Raw genomic sequence first — 19,967 nt, forward strand, 5'->3', positions numbered from 1 at the left:
GAGTTATACGTTTGGTTTAATTTGGGCGTCGGGCCATCAGTCGGGCCGTAACGCCATGTTAGCCATCAAATTCCGTAGTGATACGGATCAGCGACTGCACGCAGTTCCGCGCCTCACCTGTTCCGAAAAGGAAACCATGAAACTGGGCCCACTTTCGGCCGGTGTGATCGGAGCCCTGGCGATGCTCGCCGGGCCGGAACGTCTGCCCATCGGAGAACAGTCTATCATGGTCTCGAAAGCCAATGCGAACGAAAGCAGCAAGGGGAACACCAAGGCGGGTCGTGCCCCCTCGATGCCAATGGCCCGCGATCCCTCCGTCGCGGTGGCGGAGGAATTCGAAGCCGCCCGTCGGACGGGAACGCGGGAGGCGTTCGAGCTCTTCATCGCGCGCCATGGCGATGACCCGCTGGCCGAGCAGGCGCGTGCCGAGCTGAAGCGCCTGTCGCGCTGATCCTTGCGCAGCGCGGTCAGGCCTGCATTTCGACAGGCGGCATCCGCGCCGAGGCAGACTTGCCGCCTGATGTTTCGGCACTATGGTGGCTCCGCAATCTGTCCCGGAGCCTTTCAAGATGCCTTTTCCGCATGCCTCGGAAGCCCTGTCGCGCTTCACCGTGCTCGATCTGACGCGAGTCCGGTCCGGGCCCACCTGCGTGCGTCAGCTCGCGGACTGGGGCGCCAACGTCATCAAGATCGACGCACTGACCGAGGATGCCGGCGGCGAGCAGCCGGGCGGGCCGCGCCGGGGTTCCGACTTCCAGAATTTGCATCGCAACAAGCGGGCCATGACGCTGAACCTGAAGGACGAGCGCGGGCTCGCCGTGTTCAAGCGCCTCGCCGCCAAGGCCGACGTCGTGGTCGAGAATTTCCGTCCCGACGTGAAGAAGAAGCTCGGCATCGATTACGAGAGCCTCGCCGCGATCAATCCGCGCATCGTCTATGGCAGCATCTCCGGCTTCGGCCAGGACGGCCCCTATCACAAGCGGCCGGGCTTCGATCAGATCGCGCAGGGCATGGGCGGGCTGATGTCGATCACCGGCGCGCCGGGTGAAGGCCCGATGCGGGTCGGCATTCCCGTCGCCGACCTCACCGCGGGCTTGTTCTGCGCCATGGGCATCCTCACCGCGCTGCTCGAGCGCGAGGTCTCGGGCAAGGGCCAGTGGGTGCAGACCTCGCTGCTGCAGGCCCAGATATTCATGCTCGACTTCCAGGCGGCCCGCTGGCTGATGGAGAAGGAGGTCGCCAAGCAGGCCGGCAACAACCATCCGACCAGCATCCCGACCGGCGTGTTCAAGACCTCGGACGGGTACATCAACATCGCCACGACCGGCGGGCGGATCTGGGAGCGCTGTGCGCAGGCAATCGGCGCGCCGGAGCTCTACAGTCATCCCGACTATGCGACGGCCCCTGACCGCTCCAGGAACCGCAACGCGCTCAACGCCGAGATCGAAAAGCGCACCGTGACGAAATCGACCGAGACCTGGGTCCGCGAGTTCAACGAGGCCGGCGTGCCCTGCGGGCCGATCTACGCCATCGACCAGATGTTCGAGGACGCGCAGGTCAAGCATCTCGGCATCGCCCAGGACGTGCCGAACGACGAGGGCCGGGAGATCCGCCTGGTCGGCCAGCCCGTGTCGCTGTCGCGCACGCCGAGCAAGATGGTGGCGCGACCGCCGGAATTCGGCGAGCAGACCGAAGAGGTTCTGGAGGAGTTCGGCTTCGGTGCGGACGAGATCGCCGAACTTCGAGAGGCCAAGGTGGTCTAGGCTCCAAACGACAATGCCCGGCAAGACGCCGGGCATTGATGCATGGCGGCTCTATGCCGCTCAGTATTTCGCGACGACCGGCGTCGGATTGAACGCATAGTTGAAGCCGGCGCGCAGCACATGATCGTGGAAGCTGACGTCGGCCTGATTGGCGGTCCCGACAAAGTAGGTCTTGGAGCCGAAATCCATGTAGAGGTATTCGAGCTTGGCCGACCAGTTCCGGGTGAACTTGCGTTCAACACCGGCGCCCACCGTCCAGCCAACCCGGGTATCGCTGCTGCTGACCCCAGGACCGATCGGGAGATTGAACGCGCCGACGGGAGTCACGCCGCCGAGGCCTGGTCCGAATACCTGGATTCCAAGCGCGGTGGCCGACGAGTACTTGAACTCGCCGACCGCGAGACCGCCGGTTGCATACCAAAGGGTTTGCGGATCCGACAGGACGCCGACGCGCCCCCGGAACGTTGCAAACCACTGCAGGTCGTAGGAGAGATTTGCGGTCAACGACGCAATGGAATTGAAGTCGTTGCCGCCCGGAATGCCAATGATGTTCGAACCGTAGCGCGCGCTCGTCGTCGTCACGGTCCGCGACGAGCGCTCACCGGTCGCCTGGATGTCTCCCTCAAGTCCGACGACCCACTTGGGATCGACTTGCCAGTTGTAGCCGATCTGACCGCCGGCCAGCCAACCGTCCACGTTTTGATGGGACGAACCGAATTGCACGGCCGGGAGCGGAAGCGCGATCGGCGCAATGGTCGTGTTGGCCCTGCCCCAGCTATATCCAGCGTTCAAACCGGCATAGAAGCCCGTCCAGCCCCAGCCTGGGTCAACCACGGGCGGAGCCTTTACGTACGGTCTCGCGCCCAGATCGGCCGCCATGGCCCCCGTCGCGAACAGCGACATTGCCGCCAGCCCGATCACAAATCGCTTCATAACATCCCCTCCGGCAAAACTTAAAATCTGGCTGGAACCATAACCTTTGAGCGGAACCGAAGCTGTCGCGCAGCGGCAACATTTGGAAACGATCGAGCTGAGGCGGTGCCGTTACCGGAACGCCACCGCCTCATCTAAGCCATTGATCTGGAACGATGTTGTTCTACGGCGCTAACGCGATGTCGCCCTGGTCCGCTGCGTCAGTCCGACGCGGCCCAGCACCCCGTCGATGACAGGCCAGAACAGCAGCACGATCGCCAGCGTCGTGATGGAGCCGACCAGGCCGTTCGACCAGAACACCTTGAGGTTCCCGCCGGAGCCGATCATCGACAGTCGGAAGGCATCCTCGGCGCGGTTGCCGAGCACGAGCGCCAGCGTGAACGGCGCCAGCGGAATGCCGATCTTCTTGAAGACGTAGCCGACGACGCCAAAGCCCAGCATCAGCCAGATGTCGAACATCGCGTTCTGGATCGCATAGGCGCCGATCGCGCAGGACACCACGATCATCGGCGCCACCGCCGCGAACGGTACGCGCAGGATCGAGGCGAAGACCGGCACCGTCGTCAGCACCAGCACGAGGCCGACCACATTGCCGAGATACATCGAGGCGATCAGGCCCCAGACGAAGTCCTTGTGCTCGACGAACAGCAGCGGGCCTGGATTGAGCCCCCATACCATGAGGCCGCCAAGCAGGATCGCGGCAGTGCCCGAGCCGGGAATGCCGAGCGCAAGCATCGGCAGCAGCGCCGAGGTGCCGGAGGCATGCGCCGCCGTCTCAGGCGCGAACACACCCTCGATGCGGCCCTTGCCGAAGCTCTCGGGCTCCTTGGCGAAGCGCTTGGCCAGGTTGTAGCCCATGAAGGAGGCCGCGATCGCACCGCCCGGCGTGATGCCGAGCCAGCAGCCGATGAAGGAGGAGCGCAGCAGCGTCACCCAGTATTTCGGCAAGTCCTTCCAGACCCCGAGCACGACGCGCAGCGAGATGCTCGCCGCATGTCCGCGCAGCGCGAGGCGCTCCTCCATCGTCAGCAGGATCTCGCTGATGCCGAACAGGCCGATGACGGCGACCAGGAAGTTGATGCCGCGAAGCAGGTCGGCCGAGCCGAAGGTCATGCGCAGATTGCCCGACACCGTGTCCATGCCGACGCCGGCGAGCAGCAGCCCCAGCGACATCGAGATGACAGTCTTGTGCTTGGCTTCGCGCCCGAGCCCGACAAAGGAGCAGAAGGTCAAGAGATAGACCGCGAAGAACTCGGGCGGGCCGAATTTCAGCGCAAAGGACGAGATCATCGGCGCGAGGAAGGTGATCAGGAGCACCGCGACCAGCGAGCCGACGAAGGAGGACGTGAACGCCGCGGTCAGCGCCTCGGCCGCCCTGCCCTGCTGGGCCATCGGATACCCGTCGAAGGTGGTTGCGACCGACCAGGCCTCGCCCGGGATGTTGAACAGGATCGAGGTGATGGCGCCACCGAACAGCGCGCCCCAGTAGATGCAGGACAGCATCACGATCGCCGAGGTCGGGTCCATCGTGAAGGTGAGCGGCAGCAGGATGGCGACGCCGTTGGGGCCGCCGAGCCCGGGCAGCACGCCGACGAAGATGCCGAGCACCAGCCCGACCATCATCAGGACCAGCGTCTTCCAGGTGAGCAGGACGGCGAAGCCGTGAAGCAGGAGACCGAGAGCTTCCATGGTTCGCCCGCTTTAACGGCCGAAGGCCGCTTCGAGCGGCCCTTTCGGCATGATGACGTCGAAGGCGATGTCGAAGGTGACGAACATGATCGCCGTGAACACGAGAGCGGTGAGCAGCGACTTCCACAGCGCGATCTTGCCGACGAGGCGCATGAAACCTGCGATCAAGAGGAAGCTCGCGACATAGAGGCCGAGGAACTGCATGACGAGGCAGAACAGCAGCGTCGGCACGAACACCGCCATCACGCGGCGCGCCTGGGCGCGGGTGACGAAGGTCTCTGCTGCCTTGCGGTGGGCGACCAGCGCCACGATCAGGCCGTAGAGGCTGCCGCCGCCGAGGATGATGGAAAGATAGAACGGAAAATAGCCGGGCTCGGGCCCGGTCGCATCCCAGGACGCACCGGTGCGCCAATTGTCGTAGCCGAGCGTGACGGCGAGCGCGAGGAGAAGGAGACAGACGATGATCTCGATCGTGCCGGAGGAGACGACGGAGGGCGAGTCGTCTTCAGGAGCGGTCGGATCGTCGACGACGATTTCAAGATCGGTTTGGGACATGCTCTGTCAGGGACGGAGTGCGTTCAATTCCCCCTCTCCCCGCTTGCGGGGAGAGGGTTGGGGTGAGGGGGAGTCTCCACGGGGACGGTGAGTGTCGGACTCGCGGAGAGAGCCCCTCACCCCAGCCCTCCCAGCGCGAGCGAAGCTCGTCGCGCCCCCGTAAGAACGGGGAAAGGGAGAAGCGACGATCACTTCGCGACGAATCCGGCTTCCGTCATCAATGCCTTGTTGACGGCATCGTCCTCCTCGAGGAATTGCACCATGTCCTTGCCGGTGAGGAAGATCGGCTTCAGCGCCTGCTTCTCCATGTAGTCCTTGTATTCGGCGGTCTGCGTCACCTTGTGGAACAGATCGACGTAGAACGCCTGCTGCTCGGCTGTGACCTTGCCGGGCAGGAACATCGCACGCAGCATCAGATACTGGACGTCGACGCCCTCCTCCTTGCAGGTCGGAATGTCGGCCCAGGACTGGGTGTCCGTGACCTTGCTGGTGTAGGAGATGCGCTCCTTGTCGAACACGCAGAGCGGACGCACCTGGCCGGCGCGCCAGACCTCGAGATTTTCGGAGGGGTTGTTGACGTTGGATTCGGTGTGGTTGCCGACGAGCTGGGTCGCGGCCTCGCCGCCGGACTTGTAGGGCAGATAGGAGAACTTCGCGCCGGTCTTCTGCTCGAGGAAGACGGTCAGCACGTGGTCCTCACGCTTGGAGCCGGTGCCGCCCATCTTGAAGGGCGAGCTCGCGGCTTTCGCCGCCGCGACGAACTCCTTCACCGTCTTGGGACCTGCACTGTTGTCCCACAGCACGAACTGGTCGAGCGCGATCACCGAGACCGGGGTCAATTCGCGCCAGTTGAACGGGATCTTCGCCGACAGCGGCAACATGTAGATCAGCGAATAGGCGATCAGCACCTTGTTCGGGTCGCCCTCGCTGGACTTCATGTACATCAGCGCTTCCGCACCCGAGGCGCCGCCCTTGAGCGAGACCACCATGGGCTGCTTCATCAGATTGTTCTTCTGGATCGCGGCCTGCATCATCCGGGCCATCTGATCGGAGGCACCGCCGGCACCTGCCGCCACGACGATCTCGACGGGTTTGGTCGGCTCCCAGCCGGCAAAGGCGGGCGTGCCGCAAAGCGCGGCCGCCAGCGCGATTGCCGCCTTCATTCCATGTCCCACGTGCGTCTTCCCTATGTTCTTGTTCGGATTGGAAATTCAGAGATGAATTCAGCGCCATTGTGCTGACGAATCCGACCGAGTTCAAGCCGTCCCGTGGCATCCCCCGTATGACTTTGGAATGAGATCGGCGCGCCGCAAACGACGCGGGCCCCCTTCAGGGCCCGCGCCTCAGGTTTCAGCGCAGTAGCTGCGGCCTACACGACCAGTATGTCGTGCTGGCTGAGCAGCACGCCGTTCTGGACGGTGGCCAATGCGATCGCCGCGCCTTGGGTCCCGTCGGCGCTGTAGTAGAGCGTCTGGTTGCCGGTGTCGAAATGGAATTGCGAGAGGCCCGAGAATACATTGTCACCGGACGTCTCGAACGTGACGTCCATCCCCGGCGTCAGCCCGCCGCCGAAACCGCTCGCGGAGACGGCGATGCGATCGTGCTCGGTGGTGTTGTTGAAGTCGCCGATCGCACTCGGACCGGAGGGCTGCAGGAAGGCGAAGGTGTCATTGCCGCCGCCGCCGGTCATGGCATTGCCGCTGGCCGTCGCGATCAGGACGTCGTTGCCGCCGCCTCCGCTCATGGTCTCGGCCCCGTTGGTGGCGATCAGGATGTCGTCACCGCCGGTGCCCGCAAGCGCAGTCGCGCCGGCCGCGTTGTTGATGACGGTCGCGGTTGCAGTGTTGGACGAGGTCGTCGTTCCGTCGGAGGTCGTGTAGCTGAACGAGCCCCCGAGCGTCGCGTCGTCGCTGAAGAAGGCATCCCCGAACTGGACGGCACTGCCGCCGGAGCTTGCGGTGATGGTGCCGAGCGAAAGGTGGTCGATGGTGTCGGGGTCGGTGTCGTTCATGGCAAGGGCCCAGCCCGGAATCTGGACCGTCGCGCTCGCGCCGACATCGGTGATGACGGTCTCGCTCACCGCGGTCGGCGCATCGTTGGTGCCGTTGATGGTGACGGTGACGTCCTGCGTGGTCGACCCGCCATTGTTGTCGGTGATCGTCACCACATAGTCCTGGGTCAGCGTCTGCCCCTGCGCCAGGAACTGGATATCGGCGTTGTCGACCGTGAAGTGCCAGGCGACGGATCCGGTGCCGCCGGCCTCGCTGACCGGATCGAGGGTGAAGGTGCCGACATAACCGCTGCCGTTCGCCAGGAAGCTCGCGCTATGCGTATCTCCCGTCTCGGCGTCGGAGAACGACAGCGAGCCCGTCGTGGATTCGGTCGCGGGTCCCGTCGCCGGACTGACATTGACGGAATCGAGGATCATGCCGGTGGCATCGTCCTCATAGGAGAACTGCAGCAGCGTCGACGACAGCGAGGGATCACCGATCAGGTCGAAGGAATAGTGGTTGACGCCGGCCGGTACGTTGGCGAGCGCCAGGATCGTTGCGCCATCCCATGACACCGAGAACGGCGTGTTGACGCCCTCGGGATCGCCGATGATGTCGAAGCTGACGAAATAGTGCTGGCCGGGCGCGGTCGCGACGCTCTGCGACAGCGTTTCCGGTCCGCTCGTCGGCAGAAGCTCGACCGAATAGTGACCGAAGCTGCCGCCGAGCTCGAGCTGTGCGACGTGGATGTGGCCACCGCCGCTGACCGACCAGCCGGCGAGATTGCCGGTCTCGAAATCGCCGTTGAGGATCACCGGCGGGCCGGCGTCCTCGGTGACCGATCCGCTGACATTGGCGGCTGAGACCAGCGGATTGTCGTTGGCGCCGGCGATATTGAAGTTGAGCGTGGTCGAGGCCTGATGGCCCTGGCCGTCATCGACCGTGAACGTGAACTGGTCGGTGACGGTGTCGCCGGCGAGCAGCGCGTCGACCGCTGCATTGGCGACATAGCCGTAGGAGCCGTCCGCGTTGAGCACCAGCGTGCCATAAGTGCCGGCCACGGTGTTGCCGACATTGGCGGCGCTGCCGTTGACCTCGATGATCGTCCGCGGCGTGCTCAGGTCGACCGGTTGGGTCACGTCGAAAATGGCGCCGGTTGCGATTGCCGTGCCGGCATCCGGGCCCGCGGCGTCAGACGCCGCGATAGTCAGCGGTGTCAGCACCAGCGGGTCGGCCGCACCGTCGATGGTGACGGTCACGGTCTGCGTCGAATTGGTGAAACCGTCCCAGACGTTGACGTCATACTGCACCGTCAGCGTCTCGCCGAAACTGAGGAAATCGAGATCGGCATCGGCGATGCTGAAGGTCCAGTCGATGCTGCCGGTGCCGGTTCCCGTGGAATCATGCAGCACCGTGGAGAGCGCCGACTGGAGGTCCACGATCGTCTGGCCCGGCACGGCAAAAGTGTTGGCCGACCATACCGCCGAATTCAGCACCACGCTGATCGAATGCGTATCCGACAGATCGACGTCGTCGAAGCTCAACGTTCCCGTCGGCACCGGGCTCGTGGTGTCAGGCGATTGCGATCCCGTGACGCCCGGCTGCTCCGCCAGCGACGCGGCTTGCGGTCCGCTCGTGATCACCGGCGCGTCGTTGGCGCCGGTGATCACGACGGAGACGCTCTGCGTGGAGCTGGTCGAGCCGTCGGCGACCTTGATGTTGTAATTCACCGTCAGCGTCTCGTTGGCCGCGAGGTAGTCGAGATCCTTGTCGGCAATCGCAAAATTCCAGTCGATGCTTCCCGAGCCCGTTCCCGTGGAATCGTGCAGCACGGTCGTCAGCGCCGCGGCGAGATCGGCCTGCGTCGCCGCCGGCGGTGTCGGTCCGGAAGTCGAATCCAGCGTCACCGTCACGGTGTGGGCGTCGCTGGTGTCCTGGTCGGTGAAGGCGAGCGTGCCCGCCGGAATTGTCGGCGTCGTATCCGGCGCGGAAGAGCCCGTGGTGGCATCCTGCTCGACGACGGTTGAGGATTCCGGACCGCTCGTGATGACGACGGGCTGATTGACGCCGAGGATGGTGATGGTGACGTCCTGGGTGGTGGAGCCGCCATGACCGTCGTCCACCGCGACGTGATAGACGAGCTTGAGCGTCTCGCCGCCATTGAGGAAGTTGGTCGAGGAATTGGCCAGCGCGAAATTCCAGTCGACCTCGCCGAACAGATGACCGGTCGAATCCTGCAGCGAGGTGCCGAACGCGGCCAGCAGCTGCGCATTCGTCAGAGGTATCGAACCGCCGCCCGAACGGGTCGCCGTGACCGTCGTCGAGACGGAATGCGCGTCGGCGAGATCGATGTCGGTGAAGAGCAGGCTGTCATGTGCGGTGAGATTGCCGCTCGGATCGACATTCTGGTCCTCGACGAGGGCGGCCGATTCCGGGCACGACAGGAACAGCGGCTTGTCGTTGGTGCCGACCACGGTCACCGTGACGGTCTGGGTCGATATCCCGCCGGCGTGGTCGTCGAGCTGGACGGTGTAGGTGATGTCGAGATGCTGGCCGGCCGAAAGATAGTCGAAGGCGAGATCGGGCGCCGAGAAGGTGGTGTTGATGGTGCCGGTCGAGGAGCCGGAGGTCTTGATGACGTTGTCGACGCGGAAGAACGACATCAGTTCGGCATCGCCGAACGGCCCCGGCAGCAGGCCGGCCGTGGCGCCGGACGCGGACACGCCGGTCACCGTCGCGGTGTGCCCGGTGTTGGCGAGGTCGTCGTCGGTGAAGTTGAGCGCGACGTGAACCGTGTCGGGCGAGAGCGAAAGCGTCTGGTTCGCCTGCTCGGTGACGGTCGCCGCCGTCGTCATGTTAATGACGGGCTTGTCGTCGGTTCCGGTGATCGTGATCTTGACGGTCTGGATCGCGAAGCCGCCGTGATTGTCGGCGACCTTGACGTCATAGGTCAGGACCAGCGTCTGGTTCTTGGCGAGGAAGTCGAAATCCTCGTCCTCGTCGCTGAAGGTCCATTTCAGCTGGCCGGAGCCGTTTGCATCGCTCAGGATCTGCGATTGCATCGCGGTCTGGAATTGCGCGAGCGAGGCGGCAGGGATGACCGTGCCGCCCGACACCACCGCGGAATGCAGCGTCGCGGTGGTCGTATGGGTGTCGGTCTTGTCGCTGTCCTTGAAGCTCATCGTCCCCGACAGCGTATGCAGCGTGGTTGAATCATTGAGGTTGGCGAATTCGGTGAAGCTGCCCGTCGCGGACGACGAGGTGAAAATCGGCGTGTGGTTGGTCATGGAAAATCCCTGCCTGCGTTGCCATGAAGGCGCCGCCGCATGAGGAAGCGGCGACGTGACTAATCGGTCTGAGAAATCAGACGAGACTCAACGGCTTTTGACTCAAAGGCCTTGGCGTAAGGGTCTTGGCTTAAGGGTCTTGGCTTAAGGGTCTTGGCTTGAGGGTCTTGGTTCAGGAGCTTTGGCTTGTTCGCGAGGTCGTGCCTGGCGTCGGGATGGTCAGCAGCAATGAAATTCTGGCGCGGCTCGCGTCGTGGAAACTACGTCGCTACTTCTACAGTTGGATTTCAGTTCAATGACGTCCGGTTGCAGCACGGTCCGCCGGAACGCTTCACACAATTAACGTCGCTCAATCGATTGGGCCTCAATCAGTCCGGCCGGACCATCGCCTCGGAAAGCGAGACGGTGGAATGCAACCTCTACGATCCTATGCCCGGGCTCAGCACGCCGTCAACGTAGACGCGTGGGCGCGAGCGTCCACAATCGCGGTTCCGAATGACGGAACCGCCTGAGACGTCTGTGACAATTGGATTTACACGGTCGACTGACGATTGATTTCATCAATCGCTTTGGCTCTGCACGCCGCGTATACGGCGCAAAAAGCCGTGGGGGCGCCTACCTGCCCTTCCAGACCGGCGTCCGCTTGTTGAGGAAGGCGTCCATGCCCTCGCGGAAATCCTCGCTCATATAGGCCTTGAGGATCAGGTCCTCGCCTTCCTCGCGCGACAGCGTGCGGCGGATGCGGCGCACCGCTTCCTTGGTCGCCTCCAGCGTGAGCGGCGCGTGGCTGGCGACGAGCCTTGCGGTCTCGTCGGCGCGGCGCTGCAGCGTCTCGACGTCGGGCACGACCTCGTTGAGCAGGCCGAGTGCGAGGGCTTCCGGCGCCTCGACCAGGCGCGCCTTGAAGATCAGATCCTTGGTACGGGCAGGCCCCACCAGCGCGACGACGCGGCTGATGTTCGACATCGACAGGCAGTTGCCGAGCGTGCGCGCGATCGGAAAGCCCATCCGCGTCGTCTCGGTGCCGATGCGCAGATCGCAGCAGGCCGCAATGCCGGCGCCGCCGCCGGTGCAGGCGCCCGCGATCGCCGCGATCACGGGCACGCGGCACTGCTCCAGCGTGCCGAGCACGCGGTCGATCCGCGCCTCGTAATCGAGCGCGTCCTGCGCGGTCTTGAAAGCACGGAACTGCGAGATATCGGTGCCGGAGGCGAAGGCCTTGTCGCCGGCGCCGGTCAGGATCAGCGCCTTGATCGAACGGTCGGCGTTGATCTCCTGGCAGATCTCCGCCATGCGGTCATACATGGCGAAGGTCATGGCGTTGCGCGCCTGGGGACGGTTGAAGGTGATCCGCGCGATGCCGTCCGTGACGGAGTAGAGCAGGTCGTCGTTGGTCGTCGTCGGTGCGTTCATCGCGCTATCACCTTCCAAGTTGGTTCAGGCCACCTGAGCCTTGGTCATCGGCACCACATCGCGTCCCTTCAGGACGTCCATGGCCGCCAGCACGCCGCCGCTCCGGTGCGGGATCTTTGCAAGATCCAGGCCCATCTCGACGCCGGCGAGCGTGCCCATCAGCATCAGATCGTTGAAATGGCCGATATGGCCGATGCGAAACACCTTGCCCTTGACCTTGTTCAGGCCGGTGCCGAGCGACATGTCGAAGTTTTCCAGCACCACCTTGCGGAAGGCATCGGCATCGTGGCCCTCAGGCACGCGCACGCCGGTCAGCGCCGGTGAATGCGCGGCAGGATCGATGCACTGCGTCTCCAGGCCCCAGACCTTGGCCGCGGCACGCGTCGCCGCGCTGTGGCGCTTGTGGCGGGACCAGACGTTCTCCAGCCCTTCCTCCTCCAGCATCTTCACCGCCTCGCGCAGGCCGTAGAGCAGATTGGTCGCCGGCGTATAGGGGAAGGTGCCGAGCTTGTTGAAGCTGATGACCTCCTGCCAATCCCAATAGGAGCGCATGCCCGGATTGGCCTTGGCAACCGCGAGCGCCTTCTCCGAGACGGCGTTGAAGCCGAGGCCCGGCGGCAGCATCAGGCCCTTCTGCGAGCCCGCGACCGAGACGTCGATGCCCCAGGCGTCGTGCTCGTATTCCATCGAGCCGAGGCCGGAGATGGTGTCGACCATCAAGAGCGCCGGGTGCTTGACGCGATCGAGCAGCTTGCGCACCTCCAGCGGCGGCGTCACGCAGCCGGTCGAGGTCTCGTTGTGGACGACACAGACCGCCTTGATGGTGTGCTGCTTGTCGGCGGCAAGACGCTGCTCGATCTCGGCGAGGTCGGCGCCATGGCGCCAGTCGCTCGGGATGAAGTCGACGTCGAGCTTGAACTTGTCGGCGATGCCGCGCCAGAGCACGGCGAACTGGCCGGTCTCGCACATCAAAACCTTGTCGCCGGGCGAGAACACGTTGACCATCGCCGCTTCCCAGGCGCCGGTGCCGGACGAGGGGAAGATGATCACGGGCTGCTTGGTGCGGAACACGCGCTGCATCGAGGCGAGGACCGCGAAACCGAGCTCGGCGAACTCCGGACCGCGATGGTCCAGCGTCGGCATGTCCATGGCCCGCAGCACGCGGTCGGGCACGTTGGTCGGTCCTGGAATCTGTAAGAAATGCCTTCCAGTATGCACGGTCATAGGCGTCCTTCCCGGTCTAGCCTTGGTTTTGATGGCCGCCGAATAGCACCATTTGACCGGCTTGTCCCCTCCCCTGAAGACGCCTCCCATGCATAAGCGGCGGGCCTCGGCCGCCCCTATTCCGCGGCCACCATCTTTCCGGCCGGCCCCCTGCCTTCGACCTCTGCGAACGGCCGCTCCGGGTGCATCAGGAAGGCGGAAAAGCCGCCGAGCAGCAGCAGACCCATCGACATCAGGAACGGCAGATACCAGTTGCCGGTCGCATCGATCACGAAGCCCGCGACCAGCGGCGAGACGATCGCGGCGAAGGCCGAGCCGGTGTTCATGATTCCCGAGGCGGTGCCCGAATATTTCGGGGCGATGTCCATCGGGATCGACCACATCGGGCCGATCACCAGTTCGGCACAGAAGAAGCCGGCCGACAGGCACAGCGCCACCACGGTGATGTCGTGGACGAACAGGATCGGCAGCAACGAGAGCAGCGCCCCCGTAAATCCTGTTACGGTGACGCTGAGCCGCGCCAGGCGGACATTGCCGGTGCGATCGAGGATTTTGTCCGACAGCACGCCGCCGACGCTGTCGCCGACCACGCCGGCGAAGAAGACGCCGGAGGCGAACAGCGCCGAATTCTTGATGTCGAGATTGTAGTTGTTCTTGAAGAACAGCGGCAGCCAGTTGAGGTAGAGCCACAGGCACCAGCCGTAGCAGAAATAGGTCAGCGTCACCGGCCACATCCGGCCGAGCAACGGACCCCACGGCACACGCGGCCGTTCGCCGGTCGGGCGCGGCGGCAGTGCTGCAAGCTCGGCCTCGGTGATGGAAGCATGCTCCTTCGGCTCGTTGCGGAAGTACCAGACCCAGATCACGCCCCAGATCAGGCTGACGAAGCCAAGCACGACGAACGCGCCGCGCCAGGTCAGCCACAGGATCAGCAGCGCCACCACCGGCGGCGTCACGGCATTGCCGAGCCGGGCGAAGGAATGGGTGAGGCCTTGCGCAAAGCCGCGGCGGTTCGCCGGCGTCCAATATTGCATCGCGCGTGTTGCAGTGGGGAACGTCGCGCCCTCGCCGAAGCCGAGCGCGAAGCGCGCGACGAACAGCGCAGCAAGACCGTTGACGAAACCGGTCATGATGGTGGCGGCCGCCCAGATCATGCCGCACCAGAACAGCGTCTTGCGCGGCCCGAAATGATCGCCGACCCAGCCGCCGATGACCTGGAAGAGCAGGTAAGGATAGGCGAAGGCGGAGAAGACCAGGCCGAGCTGGGTGTTCGACAGGCCCAGCTCCTTCTGGATCTCGCTCGCGGCCGTGCCGATGTTCACCCGGTCGACATAGGTGATGAAATACATCGCGCAGAGCATCGCCAGCACGACATGCGTGGCCTTGAACCGAACCCCCATCTCACCCCTCCCGATCTGCTTTTTATGATTGTCGTCCGCGTGCCGGCGCCATTTACGTGCCGACCACTTTCAGATGCGGCGAGGAATTGCCCTGCGGACGCTGCTCCAAGAGCTTCATCGCGACATCGACGCCGCCGGAGCGGTGGGGCACGCCCGCAACCGAGAGGCCCATCTCGACCCCCGTGAGCGCGCCGAGCAAGGTGAGCGCATTGCATTCGCCGAGATGGCCGATGCGGAAGACCTTTCCGGCGACCTTCGACAGCCCGGAGCCGAGCGACATGTTGTAATTGTCGAGCACGACTTTCCGGAACTGATCGGCATCATGTCCCGGCGGCATCAGCACGGCCGTCAGCACCGGCGAGAACTCTGAAGGCTCCTGGCAGAGCACTTCGAGGCCCCAATGATTGACGGCGGCGCGGGTTGCGGCGGCAAGCCGCTGATGCCTCGCGAAGACGTTGGCGAGCCCCTCCTCCAGCAGCATCGCGATCGCCTCGCGCAGTCCGTAGAGCAGGTTTGTCGCCGGCGTGTACGGGAAGAAGCCTTTTGCGTTGGGCTTGAGCATCTCCTCCCAATCGAAATAGGAGCGCGGCATCTTGTTGGTCTTGGACGCAGCCAGCGCCTTCTCCGAGATCGCATTGAAGCCGAGACCGGGCGGCAGCATAAAACCCTTCTGCGAGCAGCTGACGCTGACGTCGACCTTCCACTCGTCATGGCGGTAATCGACCGAGCCGAGCGAGGAGATGGTGTCGACCATCAGCAGCGCAGCATGGCCCGTGCGGTCGATCGCGGCGCGGATCTCGGCGATGCGGCTGGTCGCGCCGGTCGAGGTCTCGTTGTGCACGACCATGACGGCCTTGATCGTGCGCGCCTTGTCCTCGGTGAGCTTCGCCTCGATCACCGCCGGATCGGCGCCGCGGCGCCAGTCGCCGGGCACGAAATCGACATCGATGCCGAAGCGGCCCGCCATCTGCCGCCACAGCGTGGCGAAATGGCCGGTCTCGACCATCAGCACCTTGTCGCCCGGCGACAGCGTGTTGACGATCGCGGCTTCCCAGGCACCGGTCCCCGACGAGGGGAAGATGATGACCGGCCCCTTGGTCTGGAAGATCTTCTGGCTGCCTTCGAGCACGGTGCGGCCGAGCTCGCCGAACTCCGCACTGCGGTGATCGATCACAGGCATGTCCATGGCGCGCAGGACGCGCTCGGGGACCGGGCTCGGGCCCGGAATCTGAAGGAAATGGCGTCCCTGATGCATGAAAACCTCCCTGTCGGCGGGTTATGGCCGGCTCTGCCGGCTATTTTGCATTCATTTTTTGTCCTTTCAATCGAAATTTGGTATTCGATTGTGGACGTCGACGCGACCAAACGGGCAAACTATTGTGCTGCAAATGAAATCCACGATTCCCGACACCGGGGTTCCGATCACCCCGCCCGCCGGCAACGGCGGCGACCGCCAGGAGGCCTCGCTTCACGGCGAGATCCTGCTGCGGCTGCGCGACTACGTGGTCGAAGGCAACATCGCGGAGGGCGCGCGCGTTCCCGAGCGGCAGCTCTGCGAGATGCTCGGCATCTCCCGCACACCGCTGCGCGAGGCGCTGAAGGTGCTCGCCGCCGAGGGGCTGATCGAGCTACTGCCCAATCGCGGCGCACGCGTCCGCCAGCTCGGCCAGCGCGACCTGGAGGAGCTGTTCGATGTGATGGCGGGGCTGGAAAGCCTGGCCGGGCGGCTCGCCTGCGAAGCCATTACAGACGCGGAGATCACTGCGATCGAGCAGCTGCACTACGAGATGTATGGCCACTATCTGCACCGCGACATGCACGGCTATTTCCAGACCAACCAGCGCATCCACGAGAGCATCGTCGCGGCCGCGCGCAACGAGACGCTGAAGACGGCCTACGCCAACTTCGCCGGCCGCATTCGCCGCGTCCGCTACTCCGCCAATTTCGCCCGCAAGCGGCAGCGCTGGGCGGAAGCGATGCGCGAGCATGAGGCCATCCTCGATGCGCTGCGCCGCCGCGCCGGCAGCGAGCTCAGCGACATCCTGTTCCAGCACCTGCGCAACAAGCGGACGGCGGCGATCGAGCACCTGACCGAGCCCCAAGAGGACGCGCCGGCCTCGGCCTGAGGGTGCTCGGCTTGCCCATTTTGCATTCATAATATAATCGGTCTGGAACCATAATGAATAACTCAGCAAGGCTGAGCCTCGCTGAGGCAGTCCGGGATCAGGGATGACAAACGCCTCCTCGCTCGAACGGCGCCTGCGGTCGGAATTGACCGGCGACGTCCTGTTCGACGGCTTCAGCCGCGGCCGCTACGCCACCGACGCCTCGTTCTACCAGATCATGCCGGCGGGCGTGGTGGTCCCGAAGACCATGGGCGAGGCCCTGCTGTCGCTGGCGATCGCCCGGGACGAGGGCGTGAAGGTCACCCCGCGTGGCGGCGGCACCTCGCAATGCGGCCAGACCGTCAATGACGGCCTCGTGGTCGATCTCTCCAAGCATCTCAACCGGATCCTGTCGCTCGATGTCGAAGGCCGCACCTGCGTGGTCGAGCCCGGCATCGTGCTCGACGACCTCAACCGCCAGCTTAGAAAGCACGGCCTGTGGTTTCCGGTCGACGTATCCACCGCCTCCCGCGCCACCATCGGCGGCATGGCCGGCAACAATTCCTGCGGCGGCCGCAGCCTGCGCTACGGCACCATGCGCGACAACACGCTGTCGATGGAGGCATCGCTCGCCGACGGCACGCTGAGCCGCTTCGGCGAGGTGTCGCGCGATCTCTCCGACGTCGAGGCACCCGACAGCACCCGCGCGCTGTTCCGCGACATGCTCGATCTCGGCACGCGCGAGGCCGACGAGATCGCGGCGCGCTTTCCCAAGGTGCAGCGCCGGGTCGGCGGCTACAATCTCGATGCGCTGGTGCCGCGCAATGCGCCGAACAACATGGCGCATCTGCTCGTGGGCTCGGAAGGCACCCTCGCCTTCACCACCAAGGTCGAGCTGAAGCTGTGGCCGGTGATCCGCAACAAGGCGCTCGGCGTCTGCCATTTCGGCAGTTTCTACGAGGCGATGGACGCGGCCCAGCATCTGGTCAAGCTCAAGCCGATCGCGGTCGAGCTGGTCGACCGCACCATGATCGCGCTCGGCCGCGACATCGCGATGTTCAGGCCGATCATCTCCGCGGCCATCAAGGGTGATCCGGACGCCGTGCTGGTGGTCGAGTTCGCTGAAGAAGATCAGGCCGACAATCTGATACGGCTGAAGCAGCTCACAGAGCTGATGGGCGATCTCGGCTTCGGCTGGAATAACGACACGCGCAAATGGGGCGGCGTGGTGGAAATCACCGAGCCTGCGCTGCAGAGCGGCATCGCCGATTTCCGCGCCGCCGGCCTCAACGTCATGATGTCGATGAAGCAGGAGGGCAAGCCCGTCTCTTTCGTCGAGGACTGCGCCGTGCCGCTGCCGCACCTTGCCGACTACACCGCGCGGCTGAACGAGGTGTTTGCCAAGCACGGCACCAGCGGCACGATGTACGCGCATGCCTCCGAGGGCTGCCTGCATGTGCGCCCGGTATTGAACCTGAAGCTGGAGAAGGACGTCAAGGCGATGCGCGCCATCGCCGAAGAGGCCTTCGCGCTGGTGCGCGAATACAAGGGCTCGCATTCCGGCGAGCATGGCGACGGCCTGGTGCGCTCCGAATTCCACGAGACCATGTTCGGCGAACGCCTTGTCGCCGACTTCACGGAAGTGAAGCGGCGCTTCGACCCCGAGGGCGTGCTCAATCCCGGCAAGATCGTCGATGCGCCCAGAATGGACGACCGCTCGCTATTCCGCTTCAAGCCGGACTATCGCGTTGGCGAGATGAAGACGAAGCTCGACTGGTCGGCTTATCCCGGCGCCGGCGGCGGCTTCCAGGGCGCGGTCGAGATGTGCAACAACAACGGCGCCTGCCGCAAGCTCGAGGGCGGCGTGATGTGCCCGTCCTATCGCGCGACGCGCAACGAGAAGGACGTTACGCGAGGCCGTGCCAACACGCTGCGCCTTGCGATCTCCGGCCAGCTCGGCCCCGATGCGCTCGCCTCCGACGAGATGATGGAGACCTTGAAACTCTGCGTCTCCTGCAAGGCCTGCCGCCACGAATGCCCGACCGGCGTGGACATGGCCAAGATGAAGATCGAGGTGCTGGCGGCACGCGCAGCCACCCACGGCCTGACGCTGCGCGACCGCCTCGTCGGCTATCTCCCGCGCTATGCCGGCCTTGCGTCCCGCTTCGCGCTGCTCGCAAACTTGCGCAACCACAGTCCGCTGCTGCGAAAACTGTTCGAGCGCTTTGCCGGCATCAGCGCGCGCCGGGCGCTCCCCGCCTTCCGCGCCGATGTGTTCGTGCCGCCTGCTGAGGTTGTTGGACCTGTGGATGGCCGCGAGGTCGTGCTGTTCGCCGACACCTTCAATCGGATTTATGAACGCGAAAACCTCGACGCCGCGCTCCGCGTGCTCGCGACCGGCGGTTATCGCGTGCATCTGCCGAAGCCTGCGAGCGGTAACCGACCGCTGTGCTGCGGCCGCACGTTCCTCTCGGCTGGTCTCGTCGACGAAGCGAGGGCCGAGCTCGACCGGCTGGTCTCGGCCTTCGCGCCATTCGCCGCGCGCGGCGTGCCGATCGTCGGCCTGGAGCCGAGCTGCCTCCTGACGCTGCGCGACGAGCTCGCCTCGCTGCGCAAGGACAACGACGCCAAGGCCGTCGGCGCCCATGCGCTGACCTTCGAGGAGTTTCTGGTGCGCGAGGCTGAGGCCGGAAGGCTGCAACTGCCGCTCGGCAACGTCGCCGACAAGGCCGTGGTGCACGGCCACTGCCATCAAAAATCCTTCGGCGCCTTCAAGCCGGTCGAGCAGGTGCTGCGCCTCGTCCCCGGGCTCAAGGTCGAGACCATCGAGTCCAGTTGCTGCGGCATGGCCGGCGCCTTCGGCTATGGCGCGGACACCTATGATGCCTCGATCGAGATGGCCGAGCTGTCGCTGCTGCCTGCCGTGCGGCGCGCGGATCCACATACGTTGGTCGTCGCCGACGGCACCTCCTGCCGCCACCAGATCCACGACGGCACGCAGCGCGAGGCGCTTCACGTCGCGCGCGTGCTGGCCATGAGCCTCGATCGCACCACCCCTTCAAACGCCACTCCCGCTACAAAGGAACCAAGCCATGGCTGAATTGACCCTCGACGTCGCCCGCAAGATCCTCGACGCCGCCTTCGCGAAGGCCGGCGAGCTGAAGCTCAAGCCCCTCGTCGTCACCATCCTGGACGCGCGCGGCGTGCTGAAGCTCGCCGCCGCGCAGGACGGCACCAGCCTGATGCGCGGCGAGATCGCGCACGGCAAGGCTTACGGCGCGCTCGCGATGGGCATGGGCTCGCGCGCCCTGTTCCAGCGCGCGCAGGAGCAGGCCTTTTTCATCGACGCCGTGAACACCATTGCCAAGGGCGCGCTGGTGCCGGTCCCCGGTGGCGTGCTGATCATGGACGGCGCAACCCTGCTCGGCGCCGTCGGCGTCTCCGGCGACACCTCCGACAATGACGAGGCCTGCGCCGTCGCCGGCATCCAGGCCGCGGGGCTGAAGCCCAACGCGGGGTAGGTGCCGTAGGGTGGGTTAGCACTGTGGGCGCGCAAAGCGCGGCCCGCAGGGCGTAACCCACCGCTTCTGCCTCGACGGAAACAAAC

15 protein-coding genes are annotated in these 19,967 nt (G+C 64.9%); 6 read left to right on the forward strand and 9 right to left on the reverse strand.

Features of this window, described 5'->3' with window-relative positions; all coding sequences use genetic code 11:
- Positions 1-55: 55 nt before the first annotated feature.
- Together ACVJ19_RS37820 and ACVJ19_RS37825 are read left to right on the forward strand one after the other, a co-directional pair.
- Positions 56-451 carry a hypothetical protein gene (locus ACVJ19_RS37820; RefSeq protein ID WP_453954124.1) on the forward strand — a complete coding sequence of 132 codons (396 nt, stop codon included), beginning with the start codon at positions 56-58 and terminating at the stop codon, positions 449-451.
- A gap of 118 nt (positions 452-569) precedes the next feature.
- Positions 570-1,763: a CaiB/BaiF CoA transferase family protein gene (locus ACVJ19_RS37825; protein WP_453954125.1), complete on the forward strand. Its 1,194-nt coding sequence runs from the start codon at positions 570-572 to the stop codon at positions 1,761-1,763.
- A 60-nt stretch (positions 1,764-1,823) separates the two neighbouring features.
- Here ACVJ19_RS37825 and ACVJ19_RS37830 read toward each other — a convergent pair whose 3' ends face one another.
- The 5 genes from ACVJ19_RS37830 to ACVJ19_RS37850 form a co-directional block, all read right to left on the reverse strand.
- Positions 1,824-2,696 carry an outer membrane protein gene (locus ACVJ19_RS37830; RefSeq protein ID WP_453954126.1) on the reverse strand — a complete coding sequence of 291 codons (873 nt, stop codon included), beginning with the start codon at positions 2,694-2,696 and terminating at the stop codon, positions 1,824-1,826.
- A 171-nt stretch (positions 2,697-2,867) separates the two neighbouring features.
- Positions 2,868-4,385 carry a tripartite tricarboxylate transporter permease gene (locus tag ACVJ19_RS37835; protein ID WP_453954127.1) on the reverse strand — a complete coding sequence of 506 codons (1,518 nt, stop codon included), beginning with the start codon at positions 4,383-4,385 and terminating at the stop codon, positions 2,868-2,870.
- Positions 4,386-4,397: 12 nt separating this feature from the next.
- Positions 4,398-4,940: a tripartite tricarboxylate transporter TctB family protein gene (locus ACVJ19_RS37840; protein WP_453954128.1), complete on the reverse strand. Its 543-nt coding sequence runs from the start codon at positions 4,938-4,940 to the stop codon at positions 4,398-4,400.
- Between the two features lie 188 nt (positions 4,941-5,128).
- Complete coding sequence (locus tag ACVJ19_RS37845; RefSeq protein ID WP_453954129.1) at positions 5,129-6,103, reverse strand: Bug family tripartite tricarboxylate transporter substrate binding protein; 975 nt, start codon at positions 6,101-6,103, stop codon at positions 5,129-5,131.
- 206 nt (positions 6,104-6,309) lie between these two features.
- Positions 6,310-10,218, reverse strand: a complete 3,909-nt coding sequence (locus ACVJ19_RS37850) for a beta strand repeat-containing protein (RefSeq protein WP_453954130.1) — start codon at positions 10,216-10,218, stop codon at positions 6,310-6,312.
- Between the two features lie 228 nt (positions 10,219-10,446).
- Here ACVJ19_RS37850 and ACVJ19_RS37855 point away from each other — a divergent pair, with 228 nt between their 5' ends.
- On the forward strand, positions 10,447-10,677 hold the full coding sequence (locus tag ACVJ19_RS37855) for a hypothetical protein (protein WP_453954131.1): 231 nt from the start codon (positions 10,447-10,449) through the stop codon (positions 10,675-10,677).
- Between the two features lie 156 nt (positions 10,678-10,833).
- Here the strand turns inward: ACVJ19_RS37855 and ACVJ19_RS37860 are convergent, their stop codons facing one another.
- The 4 genes from ACVJ19_RS37860 to ACVJ19_RS37875 all read right to left on the reverse strand — a co-directional run bounded on the left by ACVJ19_RS37860 (position 10,834) and on the right by ACVJ19_RS37875 (position 15,510).
- A complete protein-coding gene (locus ACVJ19_RS37860) occupies positions 10,834-11,631 on the reverse strand; it encodes an enoyl-CoA hydratase/isomerase family protein (RefSeq protein ID WP_453954132.1) in 798 nt (265 codons plus the stop codon).
- A 24-nt stretch (positions 11,632-11,655) separates the two neighbouring features.
- Positions 11,656-12,855, reverse strand: a complete 1,200-nt coding sequence (locus ACVJ19_RS37865; RefSeq protein ID WP_453954133.1) for a pyridoxal-phosphate-dependent aminotransferase family protein — start codon at positions 12,853-12,855, stop codon at positions 11,656-11,658.
- A 116-nt stretch (positions 12,856-12,971) separates the two neighbouring features.
- Positions 12,972-14,255, reverse strand: a complete 1,284-nt coding sequence (locus tag ACVJ19_RS37870) for an MFS transporter (protein ID WP_453954134.1) — start codon at positions 14,253-14,255, stop codon at positions 12,972-12,974.
- 52 nt (positions 14,256-14,307) lie between these two features.
- Positions 14,308-15,510, reverse strand: a complete 1,203-nt coding sequence (locus ACVJ19_RS37875; protein WP_453954135.1) for a pyridoxal-phosphate-dependent aminotransferase family protein — start codon at positions 15,508-15,510, stop codon at positions 14,308-14,310.
- Between the two features lie 133 nt (positions 15,511-15,643).
- Here ACVJ19_RS37875 and ACVJ19_RS37880 point away from each other — a divergent pair, with 133 nt between their 5' ends.
- The 3 genes from ACVJ19_RS37880 to ACVJ19_RS37890 all read left to right on the forward strand — a co-directional run bounded on the left by ACVJ19_RS37880 (position 15,644) and on the right by ACVJ19_RS37890 (position 19,881).
- On the forward strand, positions 15,644-16,381 hold the full coding sequence (locus ACVJ19_RS37880; protein WP_453954136.1) for a GntR family transcriptional regulator: 738 nt from the start codon (positions 15,644-15,646) through the stop codon (positions 16,379-16,381).
- A 103-nt stretch (positions 16,382-16,484) separates the two neighbouring features.
- Positions 16,485-19,460, forward strand: coding sequence for an FAD-binding and (Fe-S)-binding domain-containing protein (locus ACVJ19_RS37885; RefSeq protein WP_453954137.1), 2,976 nt, complete (start codon positions 16,485-16,487; stop codon positions 19,458-19,460).
- A complete protein-coding gene (locus tag ACVJ19_RS37890) occupies positions 19,453-19,881 on the forward strand; it encodes a GlcG/HbpS family heme-binding protein (protein WP_453954138.1) in 429 nt (142 codons plus the stop codon). The genes ACVJ19_RS37885 and ACVJ19_RS37890 overlap by 8 nt, the downstream gene beginning before the upstream one ends.
- Positions 19,882-19,967 lie beyond the last annotated feature (86 nt).

It is taken from the genome of Bradyrhizobium sp. USDA 376, from assembly GCF_054063675.1.